The organism is Streptomyces sp. WMMB 322 (assembly GCF_900090145.1).
Classification (GTDB): Bacteria; Actinomycetota; Actinomycetes; order Streptomycetales; family Streptomycetaceae; genus Streptomyces.
Map to the genome: position 1 here is coordinate 1 of NZ_FMHI01000009.1, position 24,250 is coordinate 24,250.

At 71.3% G+C, this 24,250-nt stretch carries 22 protein-coding genes; 11 read left to right on the plus strand and 11 right to left on the minus strand.

Annotated features, from left to right (window positions below; all coding sequences use genetic code 11):
- The coding region (locus tag H180DRAFT_RS15735) for a sigma-70 family RNA polymerase sigma factor (RefSeq protein WP_139151395.1) at nt 1-426 on the plus strand (426 nt) is incomplete at its 5' end.
- 410 nt (nt 427-836) lie between these two features.
- On the opposite strand, the gene H180DRAFT_RS15740 is transcribed toward H180DRAFT_RS15735, so the two are convergent.
- Both H180DRAFT_RS15740 and H180DRAFT_RS15750 read right to left on the minus strand, forming a co-directional pair.
- Nucleotides 837-1,640: a GAF and ANTAR domain-containing protein gene (locus H180DRAFT_RS15740; RefSeq protein WP_055486718.1), complete on the minus strand. Its 804-nt coding sequence runs from the start codon at nt 1,638-1,640 to the stop codon at nt 837-839.
- Between the two features lie 525 nt (nt 1,641-2,165).
- On the minus strand, nt 2,166-2,498 hold the full coding sequence (locus H180DRAFT_RS15750) for a hypothetical protein (protein ID WP_055486720.1): 333 nt from the start codon (nt 2,496-2,498) through the stop codon (nt 2,166-2,168).
- Between the two features lie 543 nt (nt 2,499-3,041).
- Between H180DRAFT_RS15750 and H180DRAFT_RS15760 the strand changes: the two genes are divergently transcribed.
- From H180DRAFT_RS15760 to H180DRAFT_RS15770, 3 genes are all read left to right on the plus strand, one after another.
- Entirely contained in the window at nt 3,042-3,290 is a 249-nt protein-coding gene (locus H180DRAFT_RS15760; RefSeq protein WP_055486722.1) for a WhiB family transcriptional regulator, read from the plus strand.
- 386 nt (nt 3,291-3,676) lie between these two features.
- The gene (locus H180DRAFT_RS15765) at nt 3,677-4,561 is read left to right on the plus strand and encodes an SDR family oxidoreductase (protein ID WP_055486723.1); all 885 of its coding nucleotides are present in this window, start codon (nt 3,677-3,679) and stop codon (nt 4,559-4,561) included.
- A 445-nt stretch (nt 4,562-5,006) separates the two neighbouring features.
- The gene (locus H180DRAFT_RS15770) at nt 5,007-5,624 is read left to right on the plus strand and encodes a TOPRIM nucleotidyl transferase/hydrolase domain-containing protein (RefSeq protein WP_055486724.1); all 618 of its coding nucleotides are present in this window, start codon (nt 5,007-5,009) and stop codon (nt 5,622-5,624) included.
- Between the two features lie 109 nt (nt 5,625-5,733).
- Here H180DRAFT_RS15770 and H180DRAFT_RS15775 read toward each other — a convergent pair whose 3' ends face one another.
- From H180DRAFT_RS15775 to H180DRAFT_RS15795, 5 genes are all read right to left on the minus strand, one after another.
- The gene (locus H180DRAFT_RS15775) at nt 5,734-6,297 is read right to left on the minus strand and encodes a DinB family protein (protein WP_055486725.1); all 564 of its coding nucleotides are present in this window, start codon (nt 6,295-6,297) and stop codon (nt 5,734-5,736) included.
- 259 nt (nt 6,298-6,556) lie between these two features.
- A complete protein-coding gene (locus tag H180DRAFT_RS29135) occupies nt 6,557-7,366 on the minus strand; it encodes a S1 family peptidase (RefSeq protein ID WP_055486726.1) in 810 nt (269 codons plus the stop codon).
- Nucleotides 7,367-7,618: 252 nt separating this feature from the next.
- Nucleotides 7,619-7,894 carry a hypothetical protein gene (locus H180DRAFT_RS15785; RefSeq protein ID WP_055486727.1) on the minus strand — a complete coding sequence of 92 codons (276 nt, stop codon included), beginning with the start codon at nt 7,892-7,894 and terminating at the stop codon, nt 7,619-7,621.
- A 1-nt stretch (nt 7,895) separates the two neighbouring features.
- On the minus strand, nt 7,896-8,321 hold the full coding sequence (locus tag H180DRAFT_RS15790) for a DUF1622 domain-containing protein (RefSeq protein WP_055486728.1): 426 nt from the start codon (nt 8,319-8,321) through the stop codon (nt 7,896-7,898).
- A 96-nt stretch (nt 8,322-8,417) separates the two neighbouring features.
- Complete coding sequence (locus H180DRAFT_RS15795) at nt 8,418-9,944, minus strand: MDR family MFS transporter (protein ID WP_055486729.1); 1,527 nt, start codon at nt 9,942-9,944, stop codon at nt 8,418-8,420.
- Between the two features lie 551 nt (nt 9,945-10,495).
- Here H180DRAFT_RS15795 and H180DRAFT_RS15800 point away from each other — a divergent pair.
- From H180DRAFT_RS15800 to H180DRAFT_RS15810, 3 genes are all read left to right on the plus strand, one after another.
- Complete coding sequence (locus H180DRAFT_RS15800; protein ID WP_055486730.1) at nt 10,496-11,305, plus strand: hypothetical protein; 810 nt, start codon at nt 10,496-10,498, stop codon at nt 11,303-11,305.
- A gap of 4 nt (nt 11,306-11,309) precedes the next feature.
- Complete coding sequence (locus H180DRAFT_RS15805; protein WP_055486731.1) at nt 11,310-11,702, plus strand: GntR family transcriptional regulator; 393 nt, start codon at nt 11,310-11,312, stop codon at nt 11,700-11,702.
- 528 nt (nt 11,703-12,230) lie between these two features.
- Nucleotides 12,231-13,823 (plus strand): sodium:solute symporter family transporter, encoded by a 1,593-nt coding sequence (locus tag H180DRAFT_RS15810; protein WP_055486732.1) that lies wholly within the window; start codon nt 12,231-12,233, stop codon nt 13,821-13,823.
- Between the two features lie 120 nt (nt 13,824-13,943).
- On the opposite strand, the gene H180DRAFT_RS15815 is transcribed toward H180DRAFT_RS15810, so the two are convergent.
- Entirely contained in the window at nt 13,944-15,461 is a 1,518-nt protein-coding gene (locus tag H180DRAFT_RS15815) for an AMP-binding protein (protein WP_055486874.1), read from the minus strand.
- A gap of 48 nt (nt 15,462-15,509) precedes the next feature.
- The gene (locus tag H180DRAFT_RS15820; RefSeq protein ID WP_055486733.1) at nt 15,510-16,895 is read right to left on the minus strand and encodes an MFS transporter; all 1,386 of its coding nucleotides are present in this window, start codon (nt 16,893-16,895) and stop codon (nt 15,510-15,512) included.
- 283 nt (nt 16,896-17,178) lie between these two features.
- Between H180DRAFT_RS15820 and H180DRAFT_RS15825 the strand changes: the two genes are divergently transcribed.
- Complete coding sequence (locus H180DRAFT_RS15825) at nt 17,179-19,029, plus strand: helix-turn-helix domain-containing protein (RefSeq protein WP_254666042.1); 1,851 nt, start codon at nt 17,179-17,181, stop codon at nt 19,027-19,029.
- A gap of 58 nt (nt 19,030-19,087) precedes the next feature.
- On the opposite strand, the gene H180DRAFT_RS15830 is transcribed toward H180DRAFT_RS15825, so the two are convergent.
- Nucleotides 19,088-19,729: a TetR/AcrR family transcriptional regulator gene (locus H180DRAFT_RS15830; RefSeq protein ID WP_055486876.1), complete on the minus strand. Its 642-nt coding sequence runs from the start codon at nt 19,727-19,729 to the stop codon at nt 19,088-19,090.
- 138 nt (nt 19,730-19,867) lie between these two features.
- On the opposite strand from H180DRAFT_RS15830, the gene H180DRAFT_RS15835 reads away from it, so the two are divergent.
- Nucleotides 19,868-20,707 (plus strand): patatin-like phospholipase family protein, encoded by an 840-nt coding sequence (locus H180DRAFT_RS15835; protein ID WP_055486734.1) that lies wholly within the window; start codon nt 19,868-19,870, stop codon nt 20,705-20,707.
- Nucleotides 20,708-20,907: 200 nt separating this feature from the next.
- Here H180DRAFT_RS15835 and H180DRAFT_RS15840 read toward each other — a convergent pair whose 3' ends face one another.
- Nucleotides 20,908-21,888, minus strand: a complete 981-nt coding sequence (locus tag H180DRAFT_RS15840; protein WP_055486735.1) for a cobalamin B12-binding domain-containing protein — start codon at nt 21,886-21,888, stop codon at nt 20,908-20,910.
- Nucleotides 21,889-22,074: 186 nt separating this feature from the next.
- On the opposite strand from H180DRAFT_RS15840, the gene H180DRAFT_RS15845 reads away from it, so the two are divergent.
- A complete protein-coding gene (locus tag H180DRAFT_RS15845; protein ID WP_074466830.1) occupies nt 22,075-22,752 on the plus strand; it encodes an RNA polymerase sigma factor in 678 nt (225 codons plus the stop codon).
- Between the two features lie 208 nt (nt 22,753-22,960).
- On the plus strand, nt 22,961-24,169 hold the full coding sequence (locus H180DRAFT_RS15850) for a lycopene cyclase family protein (protein ID WP_055486736.1): 1,209 nt from the start codon (nt 22,961-22,963) through the stop codon (nt 24,167-24,169).
- The last annotated feature ends 81 nt before the right edge of the window (nt 24,170-24,250 follow it).

Genomic DNA, 24,250 nt, shown 5'->3' on the forward strand with positions numbered 1-24,250 from the left:
CGTGCTCCGTCGGTGGCGCAGATCGCGGAGCATGCGCGGATGTCGCAGGAGGATGTGCTGGTGGGGCTGGAGGCTCTGGAGAGTTACAGCACGTTGTCGCTGGATGCGCAGTTGCCGGGGTCGGATGACGGGTATTCGCTGGCGGACACGCTGGGGCGCAGTGAGCCGGGGTTCGATCATGTGATCTACCGGGAGTCGGTCAAGCCGCGGTTGGAGCGGCTGCCGGAGCGGGAGCGCCGCATTCTGTACATGCGGTTCTTCTGCGACATGACGCAGACGAGGATCGCTGATCAGCTGGGTATCTCGCAGATGCACGTCTCGCGTCTGATCAGCCGGACGTGCGAGCGGATCCAGCAGGAGGTCGACGCCGGCACGGACCGCGAAGACGACACCGGCGAACACCGGCCCGAACTCACCGCCGCCTGACCCCGGCAGCAGCCCTTCCGCACGCGACAGGGCCAGGGACGACCGGACATGGGAGCGCACGCCCGACCCGTTCGCGAACCCGCGGCGAGGTCGGGCGACTGCCCGGTCACGCCTCCCCGTTCCGCGTTCCGCGGCCACACGGTCCCGGGCACCAGCGCCTGGCACACGGCACCCGGCACCCGGCGACGCGACCACGACATCGGCCGGCACCTTTCCTTCCGTCCCGCGGCCGGCCAACACGTCTGCCCCAGGTTCACCACGGCCCGAGCCTGGGGCAGACCCCCACCCGTCCCGCGCAGTCGGCCGCATGCCCAACCGTTCGCACAGGCTTCGCAGTTCGCCGTCGTGGAGCGTGGCCCGGGCCCGCCGTCGCAGCGCAGGCCGACGCGGACATCCGGACGGCCCCGCGACTACTCTCCGGCGCGGAAGTCGTCCCTGCCCCCGGCCACATCCGCCGCCACCTCGGTGACGGTCCTGCCCAGGGAGAACGCACGTGCCCGAAGCCTCGTCATCGCTTCCTCGGCGTCCACACCGAGCCGCACCATCAGCATCCCGACGGCCCGGTGGACCTCCTCGTGATTGGCCTCCGCGTCCAGCCACCAGGCCACTTGCGCCTGTTCGTCCTCCCGCGGCTGATCCCGGTGGAGGCTGACGAGTCTCAGGCAGAGGACGTCGGCCGCGCGCATGCCCAGCCGGAAATCAGGCTCCTCCAGGGTGCTGGGCCCGGAGTTGTAAAGGTCGACCGTGCCCAGCACGCGGCTGCCCTGGCTCATCGGGAACGAGAAGGCGGAGCCGGCACCCGCTTCGACGGCATGGCGGGCGAAGACCGGCCACCGCCGCGTGTCCGGTCCGGCCGTGAGGTCGGCGGCGGCCACCGGCTCTCCCGACCGGGTCGCACAGTGCCACGGGCCCTCGCCCAGCGTGTACTGGATCTCCGCCAGTTGTGCGGCGATGCCGTCGCTCGCGCACAGGGTCACATGTGACCGTTGCTCTCCGCCGGTCAGCGAAAGCGATCCGCCGGCCGTCCGGAGCAGCCGCACACATGCGGCGCACAGCCCCGCCGGTATGCCGTCCGCGGGCTGGTCCGGCGGCGGGATGGCCGCCTCGGCCACGAAACCGCGCCACCGGCGGTCGCGGTCGTCCTCTTCCGGCTCCGCAGGCCCCTCCTCCGGCTCGCCGGGATCCGTGCCGTCAGAGTCCCCGCCGGGTCGCAATGTCCTCACCTCCGCCTTTCGTCATCACTACCGATCCGCCACCCCTCGGACTGTGAACTGCCCTGCCGCCGACGGCCGGACAGCAACCCGACAGCGACCGGAGCGCCACTGAAGGGCAACTTCCTTCACCACTCCGGGAGTCGAGCCGCCGGGGCCGGTGCACCCCCACTTGCCCCACCTGGGTCGAGCTGACCCGTCAGACGCGCCAGTCCTGTCTGTTCTGCATGTCCCTCCTGTCCCTCCTGTCGCGCCTGTTCGGGCGCCTCAGTCGCGGGTGAGATTCCGGACGGCCCCTACACGCAGGGTTTCCAGCACCTCGGCCTGGCTGCTCGCGCGGGAGACGAGTCCGGTGAGGCCGGCCCGGTCGATTCCGTCGACGTGGGGCGCGAGTTCGAGCAGCGTGCGCCGGCCACTCGGCGCGCACGGCGATTGGTGCGGCCGCGTCACGGACTTCCGCCGGCCGGGCCCCGACGGCATCCGGCCGCCGCACCGGAGGGTCGGTCTTCCGGTGCGGTCTTCCCGGGATCAGCGGCCGAGGGCCCTCTCCAGCTCGCGCTTGCTCATCGAGGAACGTCCCTTGATGTTGCGCTGCTGCGCCTCGTTGTAGAGCTGATCGCGCGTGGGGCCGCCCCTGGGGCCCATCCGGTTGCCGGAGCGCCAGCCGCCGCGTTCCGGTGCGGACCTGCCCGCCGTGGACGTACGGCTCGCCCGCCGGGCCTCGCCGGTGCGCGCGCGCTCCTTGTTCACGGTCCGGGACGCCAACTCCTCGGCGCGGCCGGCGGAGGCGCCGCGCTTCTCGGCGCCCTCCTTGATGTGCTCGTACTGCCTCTCGCGCTTGGCGTTCGCTCCAGCAGGCATGACTCTCCTCCTGCCTGTCGACGACTTTCGGCCCCGAGTGCCCCGCATGCACAGGGCACACGTGAGGGCCGGACATCTCTCCCGGAACGTGCCCGTCGAACCGCGCCCGCAAGGACCGTGCCCGCAAGGACCGTGCCCGCCGGGCAGGGCGGTCGGGCCGCCGCCATGCCGCGTTCGCGTGCCGTTCGACGAGCCGGCCGCCCGACCCGCCGAAACAGGCCTCGCAGACGGTCAGTTCGGGCCGGGTGCCGTCGTCCTCCTCCAGGCAGAGGAGCTCGCTGACGTACTGCAACTCGTCCGTGAGGCGGACGGCTTCACGCACGTTCCGGAACCGCCGCGCCCTTGGCTCACGGCCCGGACGGCCGCGCCACGGGCCCCGGAGGCGCCGCGTCCCCGGTTTGAACGTCTCATGCGGGTCAACCGGATGTGAACGTCGGACGTATGGACGAGCTTCGAGGCAGAACGGACACTTGTGTCACAGCTGTCCCGAACAGTGGAGGCGGCGGCAGGTGCCCCCTGCACGAGCACTCTGGAGGGTGCGCAATGGACTGGCGCTACCGGGCCGCGTGCCGGGACGAAGACCCGGAGTTGTTCTTTCCGATCGGTTCGTCGGGACCGGCGCTCATGCAGATCCAGGAGGCCAAGGCGGTCTGCAACGCCTGCCTTGTGAGAAGTCGGTGCGAGGCGTTCGGCTTCGGCGAGTACGACGGGGTGTGGGGCGGACTTTCGCCCGCCGAGCGGCGACTGGCCAAAGGGACCGGCGGGACGAGCCCGGGCTCCCGGCGGGCATGACCAGGCCGGGGCCGGGCCCCGGGCGGTGACATGACCGAGGTGCCGGGGCCGGGCCCCGGCCCGGGGGGCTTGCGCGGCGCGGGCGCGGGAGTCGGAGTAGGCGTCTGCGCGGGCGTCGCCGCCCGCGGGTGCGCGCTCAGGCGAAGTGCGGCGGCCCTTCCGGCCCGTCGTCCGTGACCGGCCCGGGCCGCGGCCCGTCCGCTTCGGGCGCCGGGTGCGGCGGAGAAGCCTCTGACCGGAAGTTGCGGCGGTCCTGCCGCGCGGGGCCGCGGTCCGCCCCGGCGGGCCTGTGCATCTCCGTCCTGGTCATCCGGCGGGCACGGTTGTTATCCGCGGGACGATGCGGGGTACCCAGGCGCCTCCCCCGGACCCAGAGGAGGCGCACGATGCCCGGAACCGATTCGGATCACCCCGTGGAGCAGCAGCCGCAGCCGCCGTTCCCCCAGCAGGACGACGAACATCCCGGCTACACCGACCGGATGAGCCCTCGGCCCGACCACGGGGAGTCCAGCTACGAGGGCAGCGGCCGCCTCACCGACCGCAAGTGCGTGATCACGGGTGGGGACTCCGGCATCGGCCGCGCGGTGGCGCTGGCCTTCGCGCGGGAGGGGGCGGACGTGCTGCTGACGTACCTGCCGGAGGAGCAGGGCGAGGCGGAGGAGACGGTGCGCCTCGTGGAGGACGCCGGCCGCCGTGCGGTGTCCCTGGGGTGCGACATCAGGGAGGAGGACGAGTGCCGGCGCGTGATCGACACGGCCGTCGGCGAGTTCGGCCGCATCGACGTCCTGGTCAACAACGCGGCGTATCAGATGTCCCAGCCGGACGGCATCGAGCACATCACCACCGAACAGTTCGACCGGGTAGTACGAACCAATCTCTACGGCATGTTCTGGCTGTCCAAGCTCGCCCTTCCGCACATCCCCGAGGGCGGGACCATCATCAACACCACGTCGGTGCAGGCGTACAAGCCCAGTCCGCATCTGCTGGACTACGCCATGACCAAGGGCGGGATCGTCAACTTCACGCAGGGGCTGGCGGCGATGCTCGTGGAGCGGGGCATCCGCGTCAACGCGGTGGCGCCGGGCCCGGTGTGGACGCCGCTGATCCCCGCGACGCTTCCCGACACCTCGGAGTTCGGCAAGCAGGCCCCCATCGGCCGTGCGGGCCAGCCCGCCGAGATGGCGCCGGCCTACGTCTTCCTCGCCTCACCGGAATCCAGCTACATCACCGCCGAGATCATCAACGCGACCGGCGGAACCCCGCTCCCGTGATGCCCGGAGGCGCGGCAGTACGGACGGCGGCGGCAGGTCCGCGGGTCCGGCGTCCGTCCGCGGATGCGTCTCAGCGGGCTCGCCGCGCCGCACTGCCCGCACCCCGGGCAGGTCCGGTCCGTGCTGTGCGGCACCCCACGTCCTCCGCCCGGGTACCGGCCGGTGGACGGCTGTTGAGACATTCCGCGATCTCCGCGCCGTGCGGCAGCGGAGAGGAGCAGTGGAGCGGAGCAGGAAGGACACAAGAACGGCTGGTCGGTCCTCGGCGCGATTCCCTGCCTCCCGCCAGGGACCGGCAGGTGTTCATGACGAGGGTGTTCATGACGAAGAACCCCTGAGGACCGCACGCGCGGAGCGAGTTGCCGCCAAAGGCGTGCGGGCCGCCGGGCGCTCCGCTGCCGGAAAATCCGTTCCTTCCGGCTCCGGAAGGACGGAGACTCATCGCATGGACGGCATGGGGGAGTTCCGGGAGGCGGTCACCGCATGGGCGGCAGGTGGCCACGGCGGCCCCGCACGCGAGCTCGCCGCGCGGCTGCCCGTCCGGACAGCGGTCCTGCTGGAGGGGCCGAGCGACGTCGCAGCGGTCAGCGCGCTGGCCGCGGCCCGCGGCAGGAACCTGGACGAGGAAGGAGTCTGCGTCCTGCCGGTCGGCGGTGCGATGAGCGTGGGACGCTTCACCCGCGTCCTCGGGCGTTCCGGCCTGGGCCTTCGTCTGACGGGCCTGTGCGACGAGGCGGAGAGCCGCTACTACGCGCGCGGCCTGGAGCAGGGGAGCGCGGCCCGGCCGGAGTTCTTCGTCTGCGCTGCGGACCTGGAGGACGAACTCATCCGGGCGCTGGGCGTGGAACGGGTGGAGGAACTCGTCCGCGCGGAGGGCGACCTGCGTTCCCTGCAGATCTTCCTGCGTCAGCCCGCCCAGCGCGGACGCACCTCGCAGCAGCAGCTGCGGCGCTTCCTCGGCACCAAGAAGGGACGCAAGATCCGCTACGGCCGCGTCCTCGTCGAGGCCCTCGACCCCGACCGCACACCCGCCCCACTGGACGGGCTGCTCGCCGGCCTCTGACTCCCGGGCGACGTCAGCGGCTTCTCCCCCCGACGTCGGGAAGACAGGTGAGCTGAAGGCCGCGCACGGCCACGGGGCCGCGCAGCGGCCGGAGTTCCACGGGCGGGCGCTACTGCCCCACCCGGCCGTCGACGCGTTCGCGCAGCAGGTCGGCGTGCCCGCAGTGGCGGGCGTACTCCTCGATCCGGTGGACCCACAACTCCCGTACAGCGGTGCCGTCCTGCCCCACCACCCGTGCGCCCGGATCCGCGTACTCGGCCAACGCCGCGTCGGTTTGCGCCTGTTCCCGCTCCAGGTCGGCGAACGCGGCCTCGACCGCCGCCTGTTCCCCGACTGCCTGCTCGAAGTCGGCGTCACGCGCCCCGTACAGCTTCGGTGCCGGATCACCGGGAGTGATCCAGTTGCGCCAGTCACGCTCCACCTCGGCGAGATGACGGACCAGACCGAGCAAGGACATCGTCGACGGCGGCACCGACCTGCGCGCCAGTTCCTGCGGACCCAGCCCGTCGCACTTCATCCGCAGCGTCAGCCGGTAGTCCCGCAGGAAGTCCCGCAGCGTCGCCAACTCGCCCTCCGGGGCGGCTCCGTCCTTGTTGCGGGGATCCTCGTCGGGGTCCGCCCACATGTCGGGGTGGACGGCGGCCTGGCTCCAGCGTTCGGGTACGTCGCTCACCGGGTTCACGATGCTGAGCGGTGGCCCGGCTTGCAAACGATTATCCCGGTCCTCCGCCCGGTGCTGCGCGGGCCGGTTCCGGACGCGACCGGGAACGACCGGCCCCGGCGGAGTCCACCGGGGCCGAACCGAAGTCGGCCAGGGACGGTTGACAGCCGGACGGACCGGCTCGCACACCGCGGCCCGGCACGGCCGCCGCCCGGCCTGCTCAGCCCGGGCGGTGGCCGGTGGGCGGATCTCCGCCCGTGGTGCGCGCGTTTCAGGAGAGGGCCAGGCCGTAGGCCGCGAGAACTTCCCCGACGGGCTGGTAGAAGGTCGACCCGCTGCCGGCCCCGACGATGAAGCCGAGCGCCGTGCCCCCGGAGAAGGCGGGACCGCCCTCGTCGCCCGGCTCCGAGTGCGCGGTGGAGCGGAAAAGGCCGCTGACGGTGCCCTCCGGGTAGTTGACCGAGACGTTGACCGCCTGGACGGTGCCGCACTGCAGGCCGCTCACCCGTCCCGCGTGGCACATCGACTGGCCGACGGCGGGCGAGGCACTGCGGGTGATGTCGACAGGTCCGCCTGCGCCGGTCTCCACCTCGCCCGGCCGTGCGACGTCGGGGTTCGTGTAGCGGATCAGCCCGTAGTCGTTGCCGGGGAAGGACGATCCGGCCGTCGAGCCGACGGGGACGGTCATTGCGGGATCGGCGTACCAGGTGTCCGCCCCCGTCACGCAGCGGCCGGAGACGATGGCGTAGTCGGTGCCGCCGTTGGTGGCGTTGAAGCCGACGGTGCACACGCGCCCCGCAGCGTAGAGGGAGTCGCCGCCCCGGACGGCCACCTGGCCGGCGGCCGGTCCCGCGTCCCGGTCCTGCGTGGCGGCGTCCCGGTCCCGGTCCTGCGTGGCGGGGCCGGCCGTGCCGGGCGTTCCCGCGTCGGGTGCGGCATGTGCGGCATGTGCGGCATGTGCGGCCTGCGCGGGCAGCGCCCCGAGCAGCATCACCGCGAGCAGGGCGGCACCCGCGGCGAGGCGCCCGCGCAGTGTGCCGCGCCGGTCCGCGTCAGGTCTTCGGCAGCTTCGTGATCTCATCGTCGAGTCCTCCTGGGCTGTTGGAGCCGATGGTCCGACGGGCAGTCCGGCCGGCCGGGGCACTGCGCAGAAGCCCGGCCCGCAGCCCGGCCGGTCCCGGGCACTCGGGCATGCCGCCAACCGCCCGCCGCTGCTTGCGTGTTGGGCCCGTCATCGGCCGGTCTGTCCGAGCCTGCCCATTGTGTGAGAACGGTGACGGGCGCACCAGACGGCCTCGCGCCGGGCGGGACGGGCTGCCGCCCCGCCGCGCGCTCAAGGGCGCGGGACCGGAGCCGTCCCTGCCCTCGCCTCGCCGCTTTCGGCGACGCCGAACGCAGCCACCTTGCGGACGGCGATGATCGCGACCGTCAGCAGGATGGCGTCCCAGGACAGATCGCCCGCGAGGCGGATCAAGCCGGCCGACATGAAGAAGTCCAGAAGGACGGGCAGGGCGGTGCGGATCGCGCGCGTGGTCACATAGGCCGCCAGGAAGGTCACCACGCCGGCCGCGGTGACGAGCAGCGCGGCCGCTTCGATCGCCGCTTTCACGCTAGGGCGCCTTCCGTTCGCCGGGACCGGCCTCCGCGTGCTGCCGCTCTCCTTCCGCTTCCCGCTCCAACTCGGCACGTTCATGAGCGATCTCACGGCCCAAGAAGTAGTTGAGCGCCGTCCGGATGGCGGCGATCGCGGCGAGCTGTCCGATCTCGGTGAATCCGGGCGAGACCGCGGTACGCAGCACATCGCCCGCCAGCTGGAATTCGAGTCCCAGTACGAGGAACCTGCCCAGCGTCAGGCGGATCCGGTTGAAGCCCTTCCCGTGCTTCCCGCCACGCGTCACGGCCGCGATGAAACGCACGAACGACCAGCACGCGCCGACAAAAATGATCAGTGCGCCCGCGGCCTCCACCACGCTTACGAGGACATCGATGGCCTCACGCAGGTTCGACTCCGGCAACAGCTCCCACGAAAGGATCATTCCTGCCGGTTACCCGGCGGCAGCAACCCCGTCCACCTGGCGCCTGCCACGCCCTTCCAATGGCAGACACCGGGCGGACACGATTCAGGTGTGCAGTCAGAGTCCCTCGTCGCTCTTCACGGGCGCCGCGGTGTGCTGCTGCTTGACGGCTCCCCCGGTGGGCGGGACCGCTTCCGCGACGCCCTCGTCATGGGTGCCGGCGTCCGCGATCCGGCGCGGGAGCCTCGCCGCGACGACGACCGTCACCACGGCCAGGGCGGCCGCGACGCCGAAGGCCAGCTTCATCCCGCTCACCTGCGCGGGCACCGCGGCGACGCCTTCGGCCACCAGGTGGCTGGTCCGCGCGGACATCACGGTCACCACGAGCGCGGTCCCGAACGCCGCGGCGACCTGCTGCAACGTCCCGAGCATCGAGCTGCCGTGCGAGTACAGGTGCGGGGGCAGTCCGCCCAGGCCGAGCGTGAAGACCGGCGTGAACGTCGCCGCCAGACTGACCATCAGCAGTGCGTGCAGTCCCAGCACCTGCCAGTACGGCATCGTCATCGAGACCTGGGTGAACCCGACGAGGGCGAGCAGGGTGACGATCGAGCCGGGCAGCACCAGCGGCCGGCTGCCGAACCGGTCGAAGAGCTTTCCGACGGTCGGCCCCAGCAGGCCCATGGCCAGACCGCCCGGCATGACCAGCATGCCGGTCTGCAGCGGGCTGAGTCCGCGCAGGTTCTGCAGATACAGCGGCAGCAGGATCATCGATCCGAGCATCGCCAGGAACCCGACGGACATGAGGATCAGGGACAGGCGGTAGGTGCGGTTCCCGAGGATGCGCATGTCCAGCAGTGGCACACCTCTGCGTTGCAGCTTGAGCTGACGGATCACGAAGACCGCGATGGTCGCGACCCCGGCGACGACGATGCCGATGCCGGCCCCGACGTCGCCGCCGCTGCCGCCGAAGAGGCTCAGGCCGTACACCAGACCGCCGAAGCCGAGCGCCGCCACGCCCACGCTGAACCAGTCGATGGAGCTCGTCTGCGGGTCGCTGATGTTCTCCAGCTTGCGCAGCCCGAACACGGTCACCAGAGCCGCGATCGGCAGGACGACCACGAACAGCAGCCGCCAGGAGCCGAGTTGCAGGATCAGCCCCGACACGGCAGGTCCGAGCGCGGGCGCCACCGAGATCGCCAGGGTGACGTTGCCCATCACCCGGCCGCGGTCGTGCTCGGCCACCACGATCATCAGCGAGGTCATCAGCAGCGGCAACATCACGGCCGTGCCCGCGGCCTGCACGATCCGGCCGAGCAGCAGCACTGCGAAGGACGGCGCGACGGCCGACAGGCCGGTGCCCGCGAGGAACACACCCATCGCCATCGCGTAGGCCCGGCGGGTGGTGACCCGCTGCAGGAACCAGCCGGTGACCGGAATCACGGCGGCCATGGTGAGCATGAACGCGGTGGACACCCACTGCGCCGACTGCTCGGTGATGCGGAACGAGGACATCAGACGCGGAATGGCGTTGATCATGATGGTCTCGTTGAGGATCACCACGAACGTGGCCAGCACCAGCAGCCGCACCACCGGCGGTGTTCGTCCGGCCTGCTTGGCCGGACGTTCTTGTATCGCAGCTGACACGGCAGCACCTCGTTGGGTTTCTGGTCACAGTCGCCTCGGGCAGCCGAGGGCCGTCGGGACGGACGTGGGTGTGGGCACCGGTGACGACCGGCATGCCAGGCAGAACTCATCGGCCGGCCCGAGTGTTCCGCATAGTTGCGCAGATCTCCTCCGATTTCTCGTCGGCTCCACGAGCTTCCGCCGGACCCCGCCGCGTTGCTCCCGACCGCTGCAACGAGATCGTCATACGGCCCATCGGCCGGCCGTGGGGCGCTGATCCGTCGACGCCGTGAAGGGGGTCGTGCTCCCGCACTGCGATCGCCGACACCGAGTGGGGGCCGGCGGCGAGTGGGACCGGCGGCGGCCCCCGACCGGGGGCGCGCGGTCGTGCGCCGTACCAGTGGCCGTCGGCGGACGGGGGCGGCAGGGGGGCGCCGCCGCTCCGCGCCCGTTGACTTGTCGCAAGGCATGACGCACGATGTTGCGACAAGATTTGAGACAAGCTGCCGGGCAAGGGCGTGGGAGCTCGTCATGGTGAAGGGACTCGTCATGGTGGAAGGAAGGGCCGTCGGATGACTGAGCGGCCGGTGCGTCCGGCGGATCTCGAGCGGGCCCGCGTGTGGCTGGTCGGGCACGGCCTGAACGACGCGCGGCCTACACCGCTGCTGGCCGCGCGTCTGGCGGTGCGGAGCGGCAGCCGGCTGGCCTCCGGCGTCCTGCTGGCCGCGTTCATCATCGCGGTCGCCCTCGTCTACAGCGTCGCCCGGTCTCCCGGCGCGGTCGACGGGCCGGGGGCCTACCGGCACTGGCCGCTGCTGGTCCTGACTGCGGTGGTGGCGGGCCTGGTGCTGGCCCAGTCCCTGCTGGACCGGCGGGTGCGGCGGGCCGACCGGCGCCTCGGCGCGACGTTGCCGCGACGGGCGGCCCACCCGGTCCGCCCCGGCTGGCGGACAGTGGTCGGCGTGCCGCGTGCGGTGTTCGCCGCCGCCACGTTCGCGGGCACGCTGGTGCTGGCGATCGGCGCCCTGACCACGCTGGATTCCACGGCGCGGTACGCGGCACTCGTCCTGATCGTCGGGCTGTGCGGGGTCGCGTTCGGCACGGCTGTCCAGCTGCGCCATGTTCTGACGCACCCGGTCGTGGCCGACGACGAGGTCTCGCTGGCCACCGACGTCATCATGCGGGTCGAGGACGCCCGCCATGTCACCACGCCGACCGTCGTGTGGTGTCTGCCGGCCGCCTCGGTGCTCGACGCCGTGCCTCGCTGGTGGATCATTGCCTGGTGTCTCTTCGTCGCACTGGGCGCCGTCACGCTGGCGCTGATCACTGTGGGAACCGCTCTGGCGGCACGGCGGCGCGGCACGCCGCTCGCGCCCCGGTGAGCCGATGATCGTCATCGACTCGGCCTCGCCCGTCCCGCCGTTCGAGCAGCTCCGCGCCCAGCTCGCCCGGCAGATCCAGGACCGCACACTTGCCGTGGGCACCCGGCTGCCGACCATCCGCCGCCTGGCCGCGGACCTCGGTCTGGCGGTCAACACCGTCGGCCGGACCTACCGGGAGCTGGAGGAAGCGGGGCTGATCGAGACCCGCGGATCGGCCGGCTCGTTCGTCTCCGCGGCCGGCGAGCAGGGACGCGAACGGGCACGCCGGGCCGCCGCCGAGTACGCCGCCGTCATCGCGAGCGCAGGCATCGACGCCGACGAGGCCGTCCGCATCGTCCAGGCGGCGCTGGCCGAGGGCACCGCGGCATCTCCCTCGTCCCGGACCGCTCAGAAATAAGGACCGGGCGCAGCGACATCCTTCCGGGCCGCCCGGGACAAGCCGGGTCGGACGGCCCCGCTTTGTTGTGGGCGGCCCGGGGCGTGGCCGCCGCGGACCGTCCGGCACGACCGACTCGACGGCGCGGGCATCGGCTCCTTGCTTGTCTCCGGTCCTCCGGGTCTCCGGGTCTCCGGTCCTCCGGTCCTCCGGGCCTCCGGGTCTTCGGGCCTCCGGGCGGAGTCGGGCGGCGCGGCGGCAGGCGATGTGTCAACGCGCGTGAAGGAGGGCGAAGTTCACACTCACCTGCCGGTCCGTCATCTCGCCCGTCACATCCTCACAACACAGGCCCGATGTCTTTGATCACGCTCATAAGCCCATGTGAGGACGGTGTAACGGGGAGACCGAACTCATTGGTCATCAGGTCACCTCCGGTAACCTCAACGGCTACGCCGAAACCCCGAGAGCGCAGGCCGCCCCGACGCCTGCGCTCATCACCGGAGCGACCAACCGACATGACCCCCCTTCACCGAGCAGGCTGTTCGACCCATGAGTGACTTCCTCGAACCGCGCTTCCTCGCCGTGTCCCTGTTCATGCTGTTCATAGCCGCCTGCCTGTTCCTCGCGATGTGGGTCAGCCCGGATCTGCGCCTCGGCGACGGATTCTTCCGCGAGGGCAAACAGCTCGGCACCGTGCCCACGGGCCTGGCGTTCGCCAGCGAGATCATGCCCACCGCCGCCGTGCTCTACCTGCTCGGCACGGTTGCCGTCAGCGGTGTCGACGGCGTGATCCTCTTCGTTTGCGCGGCCGCGTCTCCCGTGCTGATGCGACGATGGCTGGCCGGTGGGCTGCCCGAAGTCAGAGGCCGGACGTTCGGTGAGATGGTCACCCGCCACCTGCCGCACGGGTCCGCCAAGCGCTGGGTGGGAGCCGCGTGTCTGGTGGCCGTCCTGCCCCTGCTCATCGCGCAACTCCAGCCGCTCGGACACGCCGCCCAACTCATCGGGCTGAGCGATCCGTTCTCCCGGCGGCTGTTGATCGTACTGGCCGGCGGACTGATCCTCGCCTGTGCGGCGATAGGTGCCGCCCGCGGCGCGACCTTGCACCAGATCGGCACCGCCGCTTCCTTCCTGCTGATCGCCCCCGTGATGGCGGGAATGGTGCTGCTGCGCTTCGACGGTGACATCGGCACCCTGCTGGAGGCCGCGGAGCGGCAACAGGGGGGCACCGGGGCATATCTCGGCACCGGCGGCCTCTTCGGAGGGGGCGTCGCCGGGCACCTGGACCTCCTCAGCTACGCCGGCTGCGTGCTGCTCGGTGCCGCCTTCCTGCCGCACATCGCCGTACGTCTGGCCGGATCGCCGGATGCGCGCACCGCCCGGAGGGCGGCCGGGGTGGGGGCTGCCGCTCTGTGCTTCCTCGTCAGCATGGCCATGTTCCTCGGCTTCGGCATCGCCGCTCTGGTCGACCGCGAGGAGCTGGCCCAGGAAGGCCCGTTCGGCGGCGTGAACCTGGCATTGCTCGCCATGGCCCTGGACGGCGGCGAGACGGGCGAGGTGGGCAAGCTCCTGTTCTTCATCATGTGCGCCGTCTTCCTCACGATTCTCGCCTCCGCCTCCGTGCTGCTGCTGTCCGGATCAGCGTCGATCGTGCACGACCTGGGTCTCGGCGGCAGCTCCGAGGTGGAACCGAGCGCCCGCGACCGAGGGGCGGTGCGGGCCCGGGTCGCCATGGTGTGCCTGGGCATCGTCGCCATACTGATCTCGGCGTCGACGATCGACGTGAACCCGCAGTTCTGGCTGGTGATCACCTACACGGAGACGGTCTCGACGCTGCTGCCGCTGCTTGTGTTCAGCATGAGCAAGCGGTCGGTGCCGTCCGCTGCGATCAAGTACTGCGTCCTGGTGACCACCGTGATCAACCTGGCCCTCATCGCCCTCTCGCCGTTGGTCTCGGGCAGCACCCACGCGCTCTTCCCCCACGGGGACTGGAGCATGTGGCCGCTGACCTCCCCGAGCCTGCTGAGCGTGCCGGCCGGATTCCTGATCTGCAGGGCCTTCGCCCGGCGCGCACGCACCGGCAAGGACGCAGCGGCCGGCGACGAGTACGTCCCCCCGGCCACCGCACCGCTTCGCCGCTGATCGCCGGAGAGGGAGCCAGGGTTCCGTTCCGGGCGCGGACATGGCCACCGCAGTGCTCACGCCGCGGTGGCCATGTCGCCGTGTGGGCCTGCCGGTTGGGGGCCGGCGGGCGCCGGCCGGTCAGTCGGGTTGCGCCGCGTCCGCCGGCCCGGGCTGTCCCGCGTCGGCCAGCCGCTCGGCTCGCAGCGCGGAGCGCCTCAGCTTGCCGGCCGCGCTGCGCAGCGGGGTGTCGACGAACTCGACCGACCTGGGCCGCTTGTGGGGCGACAGCCTTGCGGCGAGGAAGGTGCTGATCTCCTCTGCCGTGATCGTGCCGATCTCTTCGACCTGGACTATGGCGTGGACCCGGTTCCCGCGTTCGGCGTCCGGCAGCCCGACGACCGCGCTGGACAGTACGTCGGGGTGCCCGGCGAGCGCGCTCTCGATCTCGGCGGGATAGACGTTGACGCCGCCGACCAGCAACATGTCCGAGCGGCGGTCGCGAAGGTAGAGGTACCCGTCCGCGTCGAACTCACCGATGTCGCCGAGGGTCGACCACCCGTCGGTCTCCTCCACCTCGGCGCCGATGTAGCGGAAGGTGGACGGGTTTCCCGGAACGGCCCGCATGAAGACCTCACCGGCGGTCCCGGGCTCGGTGACGGGCGTGCCGTCGAGCGAGACGATCCTGATCTCGCCCCAGGTCACGCGGCCCACCGAGCCGCGGTGCCGAAGCCACTCCGGGCCCGAGATGGTGCATCCGGCCTGGGCCTCGGTCCCGGCGTAGAGCTCCCAGATCCGCTCCGCGCCGAGCCAGTCGATCCACGCCTGCTTGACGGCGGGAGGGCACGGTTCCGCGCAGTGCCACACGGACACCAGCGAGGAGAGGTCGTAGCGTTCGCGGGTCTCTTCCGGCAGTGCCAGGATGCGCCGCATCATGGTCGGCACCATGTACATCCAGGTGATCGCGTGCCGGTCGGCCTCGGCCAGTACCCGCTCCGCGTCGAACCTGCCCAGGAGCGTGACGGTGCCCCCGTTGAACAGGGCCGTCATGGCCGTGGAGAAGGGCGCGTTGTGGTGGACCGGCGCCGTGATGAGTACCTGCTCACCGTGGCTGAGGCCCCAGGCTTCCGTGTCGAAGGCGTTGAACGTTCCCGGCGAGCCGGAGAGGATGATCTTCGGCCTGCCGGTGGATCCTCCTGAGGTCGGCGCCTTCCACGACGGGGCGATCTCCGTCGCGACGTCGGCGTCTGCCCCGCCGAGCCGGCGCAGCTCCGCGACCGTGGTGGACCGGAACCGCCCGCCGCCCAGGGGCACGCCGCTCTCCAGGCCGACGACGGCCGCGGGATCGGACAGTTCGAGGATCGCCTCCTCCTCGGTCGGCGCGAGTCTGGTCGAGAGCGGCTGAGGGACGGCGCCGACCTTGAGACAGGCGAAGGCCGCCACCACGACGTCCAGGCCGTTCGGCAGCATCAGAGCGACGATGCGTCCTCGCTCGACACCGGACAGCTTCAGGCCGAGAGCCGCGGAAGTGCTCGCCCGGTGCAGCTCTTTCCAGGTCAGCTCCTCGTCGTCCGCGCGCACCGCGACGGCGTCCGGACGCTCCGCGGCATGAGCCCCGGGGATGTCACCGAGTGGGAATCCGACTTCGGGAGTGAACATGTGCAGTCTCTCTTCGTCGTTCATGGGGTGGCCGGGCCGGCCGACTGGTCAGCGGTAGAGGTGCGTTCCGGGGATCGCCTCGGGGTCGCGGCGCACCTCCACCGGGTTCGTCTCGGGCAGGAACCAGGCGCAGACGAAGGTGATGACGCCCATGAGGGCGATGTAGGCCGCGACGAGTGTGGTCGTCCCCGTCTCCGCGATCACCGCGGTCATGAGGATCGGTGTGCCGCCGCTGACGACGATGGCTGAGAGCTGGTACGCGAGGGAGGCGCCGGAGTACCGGACGTTCGGCGCGAAGAGCTCACCGAGGAAGGCGGCCGCCGGGCCGTAGGTCAGTCCCTGGAAGAGGAATCCGACGGCGACCGCGACGAAGATCAGCGGTGCCGACCTCGTGCCCACCAGCGCGAAGTAGGGGAAGGCCCAGGCCGCTACCCCGAACCCGCCCACGAGGATCAGGATCCGCCGCCCGAACCTGTCCGACAGGTGTCCCGCGAAGGGGAGGACCGCTGTCATGAGCGCCGAGCTCAGCATCGTCACCATCAGGATCGAGTTCCGCTCCATGTGGAGCGTGGTCGTGCTGTAACTCAGCAGGCCGGTGATGCTGACGTAGAAGAGGCTGTTCGTCGCGGACAAGGTGCCGCAGCCGAGGAGGATGAGCCGCCAGTTGCGGCGCACGGCCTCCCTGAGGGGCGCCCGCACCACGCTCGCCTGCTGCTTCCGCGCCGCCTCGTTCTTCAGTTCCCGGAAGTCGGGGGTGTCCTCGACCTTCTTCTGGATGTACAGAACCACGGGGAACATCACCACGCTGATCAGGAACGGGATGCGCCACCCCCAGCTCAGGAAGGCCTCGCCCGGCACGAAGGTGCTGGCCCCGATGAGAATCAGGTTGGCGAGGATGACCGCGACCGGGACGCTCGTCTGACCGAACGTGCCTGCGAACCCACGGCGTTTCGGAGTGGCCGACTCCGTGAGGAGGAGCGCGATCCCGCCCCACTGGCCCCCCGCCGCGAGCCCCTGGACGAAGCGCAGCGCCACCAGCAGGACCGGAGCGAGTACGCCGACGCTGGCGGCGCTGGGCAGACAGCCGATGAGGAAGGTCGCGGCCGTCATTCCGACGAGGCAGGCCACGACCGTGGGCTTGCGGCCGTACTTGTCGCCGAAGTGACCGGCGAGAAGCCCGCCGAGGGGACGGGCCACGAAACCTGCCCAGAAGGTGCTGAAGGACAGCAATGTGCCCATGAGGGGGGAGGAGTCGGGAAAGAAGACGTGCGGGAAGGCCAGCGCCGCCGCCATGCCGTACAGGAAGAAGTCGTACCACTCCATCGAGCTGCCGATCAGCCCGGCTGTGAGCAGCTTCCAGGAGGTACGGCGCTCGGCCGTCGAGGCGGGAGCGGAGCCGCCGCCGTGGGCGTGCGTCTGCGCGGATGAAGTCATGCGATTCCCCTCGGGGTTGGGAAGAAGACGATGGGCGGGCGTCGGCAGACCGGCTCCCCGGGCATTCAGTGGGCCCCCGCCGGCCTGGGCCGGCCCGCTACCGGTACGGGTCGGGCGGCGCGCCGAACGGCGGTGACCTGCTACTTGCGATGTGCGTCACGACCAGGTGACGTGGAGGGTGAGACTAGAGCCGCCCAGGCGCTCCACAGGATGCGAAGCAAATACACTCCTGGCGACGGCAAGGTGTATGAAACCTCCACCCCGCTTCTCCGTAGGGGTATCGATGGCACGCATGGAATCCGGCAGGCCACGCAGGGAATCCGGCAGGCAGCCAGCGCCCGCGTCCGCCGGCACGGACCACGACGAACTGGCCTCCTACCGGCTGCGGCGCGAGCGCGAACTCAGCAGCCTGTACGCGACGACTCGTTCCCTGGCGGCGCTCGGCGAGGTCGACGAGGTCCTGCCCTCGATCGTCAGACACGCCCACGAACTGATCGGCAGCGACTTCGCCTACCTGTCGCTCCTGGACGCGGAGGGAAACCTCGCCCTCAAGGCCTCGGCGGGCACCATTTCGCCGGAGTTCTCCTCGGCGCGCATGCCGCAGGGGGACGGTCTGGGCGGGCGTGTGATCGAGTCCAGAGCCCCGTACTGGGTCAGCAACTACCGTGAGGCCCGCGCCCTCAGACACAATTCCGCCTTCGACCTGCTCGTGGCCGGTGAGGGCCTCATGGCCCTGCTCGGCGTGCCGCTCCTGGTGGGTGAGCGGGCGGTGGGGGTGCTCTTCGCCGCCGACCGCACCGAACGGCCCTTCGAGACTGATGAGGTCGCCCTCTTCAGCGCCTTCGCCGACCACGCCGCGATCGCCCTCAACAACGCCCGCCTCTACGAGGAGAGCCGCATCTCGGTGCAGCAACTCCAGGAGGCTTACCGCACGATCGAGGACCAGGTCACCACGATGGAGCGGGCCGCGGCCGTTCACGAGGCGCTCACTCACGTAGTGCTGACCGGCGGCGGACCCGGAGACCTCGCGCAGGTTCTGGTCGAGCACCTGCGGGGGATGGTGACCATCCTGGACCGCGACGACACAGTCGTCGCGAGCCGTTCTTCGGGGGCAGACGCCGCGGACACCGGCCGGGAACCAGCGCGGGAGCTGCTCGAGGCGGCGCGCAGGACCGGGCGGTGCGCCACCGCGGAGGGGGAGGACGGGGCCGTCCACAGCGTGGCGGTCATCCAGGCGGGCGGCAGTCATCTCGGTTCGCTGTCCCTGACGCGTCACACCGCGCCGGAGCCGCCGGACATCCGCATGCTCGAGCGTTCGGCCCAGATCATGGGCCTGTTGATCCTGATGCGTGATGCCCGCGTCGAAGCGGAGGAGCGGGTCTGCGGCGAACTGCTCACGGAACTGCTGTCACGTCCGGCGGTCCACCCCGCTCAGCGCGACAGAGCACTCGTCCGCGGGGTCGACGTCGATCGCCTCGACGTGCTCGTGGTGGCCGACTGCCCGGGGAAGTCCACGAGCCACGTGGTGCGTGAGCTGCATGCCGCCTCGCCCGAGTGGTCGGGACTGGCCGGCGAGTACCTCGGGCGGGCCACGATGCTGCTGCGCGCCGACGACGTGCAGGAGGCGGCAGGCGCCCTTCACCACCGGCTGCGCCACACACTCGGCGCGCCGGCGCTCGTGGTGGCCGATCGCATCCAGGGGCACGAACGTTCCCGCTCGTTCACCCTGGCACGGCGCTGCCTCGAGGTGATGCGCTCACTGGGAGAGACCGACCGTGCCTCGACCACACAGCAGTACGCGATGTACGCGCTCGTCTTCGACCCCGAACGCTCGCACGACCTCGACCGGTTCCTCACCGACGTCCTCGGCCCGCTGCTGGAGTACGACCGACGACGCTCCACCGACCTCGTCACCACGGCATCCGCCTACTTCGCCCACTCGGGGAACCTGAGCCGGACCGCTCGCTCCCTTCACGTGCACATGAACACCCTGCTCAAGCGCCTGGAGAGGATCGGGTCCCTGCTCGGCGGCGACTGGCGCTCCCCGGACGCTGCACTGCGCCTCCACTTGGCGGTCCGTCTGCATGAGTTGCGGGGGGTGCTCGAAGGGGGAAGCTCCGGCGCCCCGGGCTGAGCAGGTTCCTCTTCGCCTCCGCGGAACTCCGGGAAGCCGGAACGGCAGCGCCGGGCTGCTACTTCGAGCGCCTGGCCGAGTTGGGGCCGAGGCCGTGGAGGACCTGGCCGAGCTGGTCGGGAGTGAGCGGCGGCGCGGGCAGGGACGGGACGGCTTCGACGCGAAGTCCGTCGAGGACGAGGGCGAGACAGCGGCGCCATGCACCCGGAACGACATCGGCGGACGCCGGCACGACCCTGCCGAGTGCGGCCAGGACGAACAGCAGGTCCTCGGCCACGACGTCATCGCGAACGGTGCCCTGCTCCTGGGCGCGGGAGATGAGTATGCCGATCGTCTCGCGGTTGTGGAGATGGAGGGCGTCGAGGGAGGCGGCGCCCCGAATGGCCGTGGTCATCAGGTCGTTGGCTGCCCGGTTGGCCGCCAGTGTCGCGAACACCCCTTCCAGATAGCCGGTCAGGCCGGCCCATGCGTCGGCGTCGGCACGCGCCTCTTCGCCCAAACGCGTTGTCTCGGCCAGCAGTTCGTGGAAGACCGATTCCACCAGCGCGGCCCGGTCGGGGAAGTGCCGGTACAGCGTCGCGTTGCCGACTTCGGCACGGCGGGCGATTTCGTCGAGGGGGGCGTCGAGCCCCGATGTCGCGAACACCTCGCGCGCGGCGGTGAGGAGCGCCTCCCGGTTGCGTTGAGCATCGCGGCGCAGAGTCACCGCAGTTCCTTGCCGACCGTCATCTCATGACCCCAACTCTTCGGATTGCAGGCAAGCGTGGACCACTCCCCGGTTGTGATGCTAGCGTCCCGTCAACCGGGGAGCCGTCCCCGGTTGACGGGGGAGGTGGGCGTGGCGGACACGGCGCTGGTCCTGGGAGGGGGTGGCCTGACCGCGTACGCGTGGCAGACCGGTGTGCTGGCAGGGCTGGCAGGGGCCGGCGTCGATCTCAGGTGCGCCCACCTGCTCGCCGGCACGTCGGCCGGCTCGCTGCTCGCGGCCGAGCTTGCCGCGGGAACGGCGCCGGCCGACTTGTACGAAGGGCAGGTTCGCGGGGAGCGGCCCCTGCCGGACGTGCACTTCACGCTCGCCATGACCGCCAAGTACCTGTGGGCCGCTCTCGGTTCGCGTGATGCGGAGACCGTGCTCAGGCGGCTGGGCCGACTGGCGCTGGCAGTGCGCAACGTGCCGGAGAGGGAGGTCCTCGACGCGATCGGTTCCCGGCTTCCGGTCAGGGCCTGGCCGAAGAGGATGCTGCGGGTGTTCGCGGTGGACGCTCTCACCGGGGAGCCCACCGGCTTCAGTGCCCACAGCGGGGTCGACCTGGTTCGGGCGGTGGCGGCCAGTTGCGCGCTGCCCCCGCTCTTCCCACCGGTCACGATCGGAGAGGGGCGCTGGATGGACGGGGGCGTACGCTCCACGACCAACGCGGACCTGGTGCGCGGCTGCCGGAAGGCCGTCGTGCTGGCTCCGATACCCAAGGGCCCCGGGGCAAGTCCGGACGCCCGGGGCCAAGTTGCCTCACTGGAGGCCGACGGTACTCAGGCCGTCCTGCTGATCCCGGACAGGGCGGCCCGCCGCGCGTTCGGCCGCGATCCCCTGGACGCGACCCGCGTTCCCGGCGCGGCACGGGCAGGGCTGCGGCAGGGCTCTGCGAGCGCGGAGCGTGTCCGCGCGATCTGGTGCAGCTGAGCCGGCAGAGCGCTCCGGGCCCGGGAGAACTCACGAACAGGCCATTCCCGGCGACGAGTTGAGCTGCAGAGTTGAGCCGGGCGAGTTGAGCCGGAAAGTTGCGCCGGAAAGTTGAGCCGAACAGTCGGACCGAAAACGCGGCGTCCGTCCCCCGGCTCCGCTGCTTCGACGGACGACAGGGTGTGGACGGCGGTTCGCCGTCACCGGGCTGTGAGAGCGAGCAAGGTCCGTACGGCATCGCCGAGTCTGCGTGGGCGCAGCGTGCCCGCCGGGTGCGGCCGGGCCCACCCGGGCCCCGCCACCATGACGGCCGGGTGCATGCGTGCTCCGCGTACGCCCCACTTCAGGGAGCTCAGATGCCGGGCGAGGGGGCGGCTCGCCGTGCCGAACGACTGGGCCCACAGCACGACCGCGGCAGGACCGGTACGGCGGACCGCTGCGTCGAGCGCCTCGGTCGGTACCGCCGCGCCCAGCATCGAGATCGCGACGCCGTGTTCCGTCAGGGCGGCGTTGAGTGCCTCCAGCGGCAAGGTGTGCTCCTCGCCCGGGACGCATGCGAGGAGCACCGACGAAGCGGACGCCCCTCCTCCCCGGGGAGCGGCGGCTCGACGCAGAACCGTCGACACATGCCACGAGAGCAGGTGCTCCACCTCTATGTACCGCTCGCCGGAGCGCTCCCACTTCCGGCCCACCGCGTTCAGGGCGGGCATCATCACTTCGTCCCAGGCAGCCACGAGACCACGTTCCTCAACGGCGGCCGTCAGCAGACCTTCGATGGCGCGGGAGTCGAGCCGCCACGCGGCGCGGCGGAGCCCCCGCAGCTGCCGGCCGTCCTTGCCGGGCGGGCCGGCCGGCGGGGTGGGCGGTTCGTCCGCTCGTCCACCGGCCTGGTCCGCGGGGCGCGCGGAGGCCACGCCGGACGACTCGTTCAAGGCGGTGCGGGCCGCTTCGGACGGCGGTATCCCGGTACTGGTGAGCTGGCACATCCGCTCCAGCACCGAGAGGTCGTGTCGAGTCCACCGGCGGTGGCGGCCGCCTTCGTGGGCCGCCGGTCCGATGCCGTAGCGGTGGTCCCAGGAGCGCAGCGTCGTCGGGGCGATGCCGAAGCGGCGTGCCACCGCACCCGTGGTCAGGCCGACGGCCGGGATGTCGAGAGGCTGTGGAGTCCGGGAGTCGCTCACCCCGTCACCGTACGACGCACAATCGACGCGCTTTGCGCCGGCATCGCCCTGCCGCAAGCCTCGGGGCACCGGGGCGCACCGAACGCCCGGCGGGCCGGGGGGTCCGTCCAGCCGGCCCGACGGGCCTTCCGGCCCCTCCTCGTCAGGTCCCGCCGGGCTGCCACGGTCTGGCAGGAGGTAGAGCTCATGACCGCGACTGCGTACGCGGGTCTGACGACGTGTCCCCCGCTCACCGAGGAGGAGGTGAAGGCGGAAGAGATCGCAGCAGGTTTCGTCGAGGGCGACGAGCGGTGCTTCGCCGAGCTGTATCAGCGGTGGGAAGCCCTGGTGTTCAACCTCGCGATGCGGGTTCTCGGCGATCCCCGGGAAGCGGAGGACGTGACTCAGCAGGTCTTTCTCGCGGCGTGGCGCGGCCGGCACTCCTACCGGCCCGAGAGGGGGCCGTTTCCTGCGTGGCTCGCCGGGATAACGCGCCGGAAGACCGTGGACACCCTTTCCGCGCGCACCCGGCTCACCCAACTCGCCGTGGCAGCCGGTTCCGGAAGCCGCCCCGACGATGCCGCGGCCCAGGACCAGCCCGAGCGCGTGGTCGACCGGGTCCTGATCCTCCAGGTCCTCACGACGCTGCCGCATGTGCAGCGCGAGGTCCTCGTCCTGGCGTTCTACGAGGACCTCACCCACAGGCAGATCGCGGAGCGGACCGGTCTCCCGCTGGGCACCGTGAAGAGCCACATCCGCCGCGGCCTGCACCGGCTGCGCCGCTCTCTGGACGGCAACCCGGAGCCGGACCATGAGCGCGAGGGGATTCAACGATGCGCAAGCGACGCGAGGAACGAACCCCGTGTGCTGCGGGACGCCGCCTGAGTGCGAGGCCCGAGGAGAGGGAGGCCCGAGGAGAGGGAGGCACTCGGGGAGAGAACTGCGCCCGCTCGCCCGGGCCTTCGTGAACGTTGCGCTGCGCGGACGACGTACCGCGGCGGCCGGATCGCTGCGGTGGCCCTCCACGTCGGTCCACGACGGGAGTCCCCCGGTACGGAATCCTGACTGACCGGGCGGAGAGACAGGGAGCTTCATGTACGACACGGAGATCGCCATCGTGGGCGCGGGAGCCGCCGGCCTCTCCCTCGCATACCGGCTGTGCGCGGCCCGCCCCGGTCCTGCTTCTCCTTCGGTGGCGCTGATCGACGCACCACCGGGGCCGGCGAGGCCGCCGGAGAGGACATGGTGCTTCTGGGAGGGCGCGGGCGGCGAATTCGACGCGGCCACGTCCGCCGTGTGGGACACGCTGCGCGTGCGCGCCCCGGACGGAACAGCCGTGACGGGGTCCCCCTCACCACTGCGGTACAAGATGCTGCGCTCCAGCTCCTTCGAGGCGATGGTGCATGAGCGTCTCGACCGGGTGCCGCAGCTGCGCCGCGTCGAGGCGGAGGTCGGCGACGTCGTCGACCTGGCCCAGGGGGGCGAAGTCCGCGGGGTGACCGCTCAGGGCCAGTCGCTGACGCTGCACGCCAGATGGGTCTTCGACTCCCGCCCGCCGCGGAAGCTGCCGCCCGGCCGTACCGCCTTGCTCCAGCACTTCCGGGGGTGGTTCCTGCGCGCCGGCCGGCCGGTCTTCGACGTCCGCGTGGCGGACCTCATGGACTTCCGGACGCCGCAGCCCGCACACGGCCTCTCCTTCGCCTACGTGCTGCCGACGAGCCCGTCCGAAGCGCTCGTCGAATACACCGAGTTCTCACCGGCCGTCCTCGGCGAGGACGGGTACGAGCAGGCACTGACGTCGTACGTGACGAACGTGCTCGGCCTGGAGAGGTTCGAGGTGACCCGGGCCGAACAGGGCGTGATCCCCATGACGGACGCCCGGTTTCCCCGACGGGCGGGCCGGTCGGTCTTCCGCATCGGAACAGCCGGCGGAGCGACGCGCCCCTCCACCGGCTACACCTTCGCAGGCATCCAGCGGCAGACCCGGGCCGTGGCGGCCGCCTGCCAACGGGGCAGCACGCCGTTGCCCCCACCGGTCCACTCGGTTCGCTCCCTTGCCATGGACGCGATACTGCTGCGCGCTCTCGACACCGGGCGGGTCGACGGAGCGCGGTTCTTCACCGACCTGTTCCGGCGGGTGCCGATGGAGCGCCTGCTGCGGTTCCTCGACGGAGGCACCCGGTGGCGCGAGGACTTCTCGATCGGTCTGCGCACGCCCGTGGGGCCCATGCTCCGCACCGCCGCCGAACTGCCGTTGCTGCCGAGGCGTGATCAGCGTCCGGTGCAGCCCACCGCCAGGTGAGGCGAGCCGGATTCCGGTACCGGCCCCCGGCCTTGGACTCCGGTCCGGGATGCCGGTCCTGGAATCCGGTCCTGGAATCCG

Excerpts from the sequence above, each read along its gene's own strand:
- H180DRAFT_RS15750 (WP_055486720.1), bottom strand. The coding sequence starts at position 2,498 with ATGCCTGCTGGAGCGAACGCCAAGCGCGAGAGGCAGTACGAGCACATC.
- H180DRAFT_RS15760 (WP_055486722.1), top strand. The coding sequence starts at position 3,042 with ATGGACTGGCGCTACCGGGCCGCGTGCCGGGACGAAGACCCGGAGTTG.
- H180DRAFT_RS15765 (WP_055486723.1), top strand. The coding sequence starts at position 3,677 with ATGCCCGGAACCGATTCGGATCACCCCGTGGAGCAGCAGCCGCAGCCG.
- H180DRAFT_RS15770 (WP_055486724.1), top strand. The coding sequence starts at position 5,007 with ATGGACGGCATGGGGGAGTTCCGGGAGGCGGTCACCGCATGGGCGGCA.
- H180DRAFT_RS29135 (WP_055486726.1), bottom strand. The coding sequence starts at position 7,366 with ATGAGATCACGAAGCTGCCGAAGACCTGACGCGGACCGGCGCGGCACA.
- H180DRAFT_RS15790 (WP_055486728.1), bottom strand. The coding sequence starts at position 8,321 with ATGATCCTTTCGTGGGAGCTGTTGCCGGAGTCGAACCTGCGTGAGGCC.
- H180DRAFT_RS15800 (WP_055486730.1), top strand. The coding sequence starts at position 10,496 with ATGACTGAGCGGCCGGTGCGTCCGGCGGATCTCGAGCGGGCCCGCGTG.
- H180DRAFT_RS15805 (WP_055486731.1), top strand. The coding sequence starts at position 11,310 with ATGATCGTCATCGACTCGGCCTCGCCCGTCCCGCCGTTCGAGCAGCTC.
- H180DRAFT_RS15810 (WP_055486732.1), top strand. The coding sequence starts at position 12,231 with ATGAGTGACTTCCTCGAACCGCGCTTCCTCGCCGTGTCCCTGTTCATG.
- H180DRAFT_RS15815 (WP_055486874.1), bottom strand. The coding sequence starts at position 15,461 with ATGTTCACTCCCGAAGTCGGATTCCCACTCGGTGACATCCCCGGGGCT.
- H180DRAFT_RS15820 (WP_055486733.1), bottom strand. The coding sequence starts at position 16,895 with ATGACTTCATCCGCGCAGACGCACGCCCACGGCGGCGGCTCCGCTCCC.
- H180DRAFT_RS15825 (WP_254666042.1), top strand. The coding sequence starts at position 17,179 with ATGGCACGCATGGAATCCGGCAGGCCACGCAGGGAATCCGGCAGGCAG.
- H180DRAFT_RS15845 (WP_074466830.1), top strand. The coding sequence starts at position 22,075 with ATGACCGCGACTGCGTACGCGGGTCTGACGACGTGTCCCCCGCTCACC.
- H180DRAFT_RS15850 (WP_055486736.1), top strand. The coding sequence starts at position 22,961 with ATGTACGACACGGAGATCGCCATCGTGGGCGCGGGAGCCGCCGGCCTC.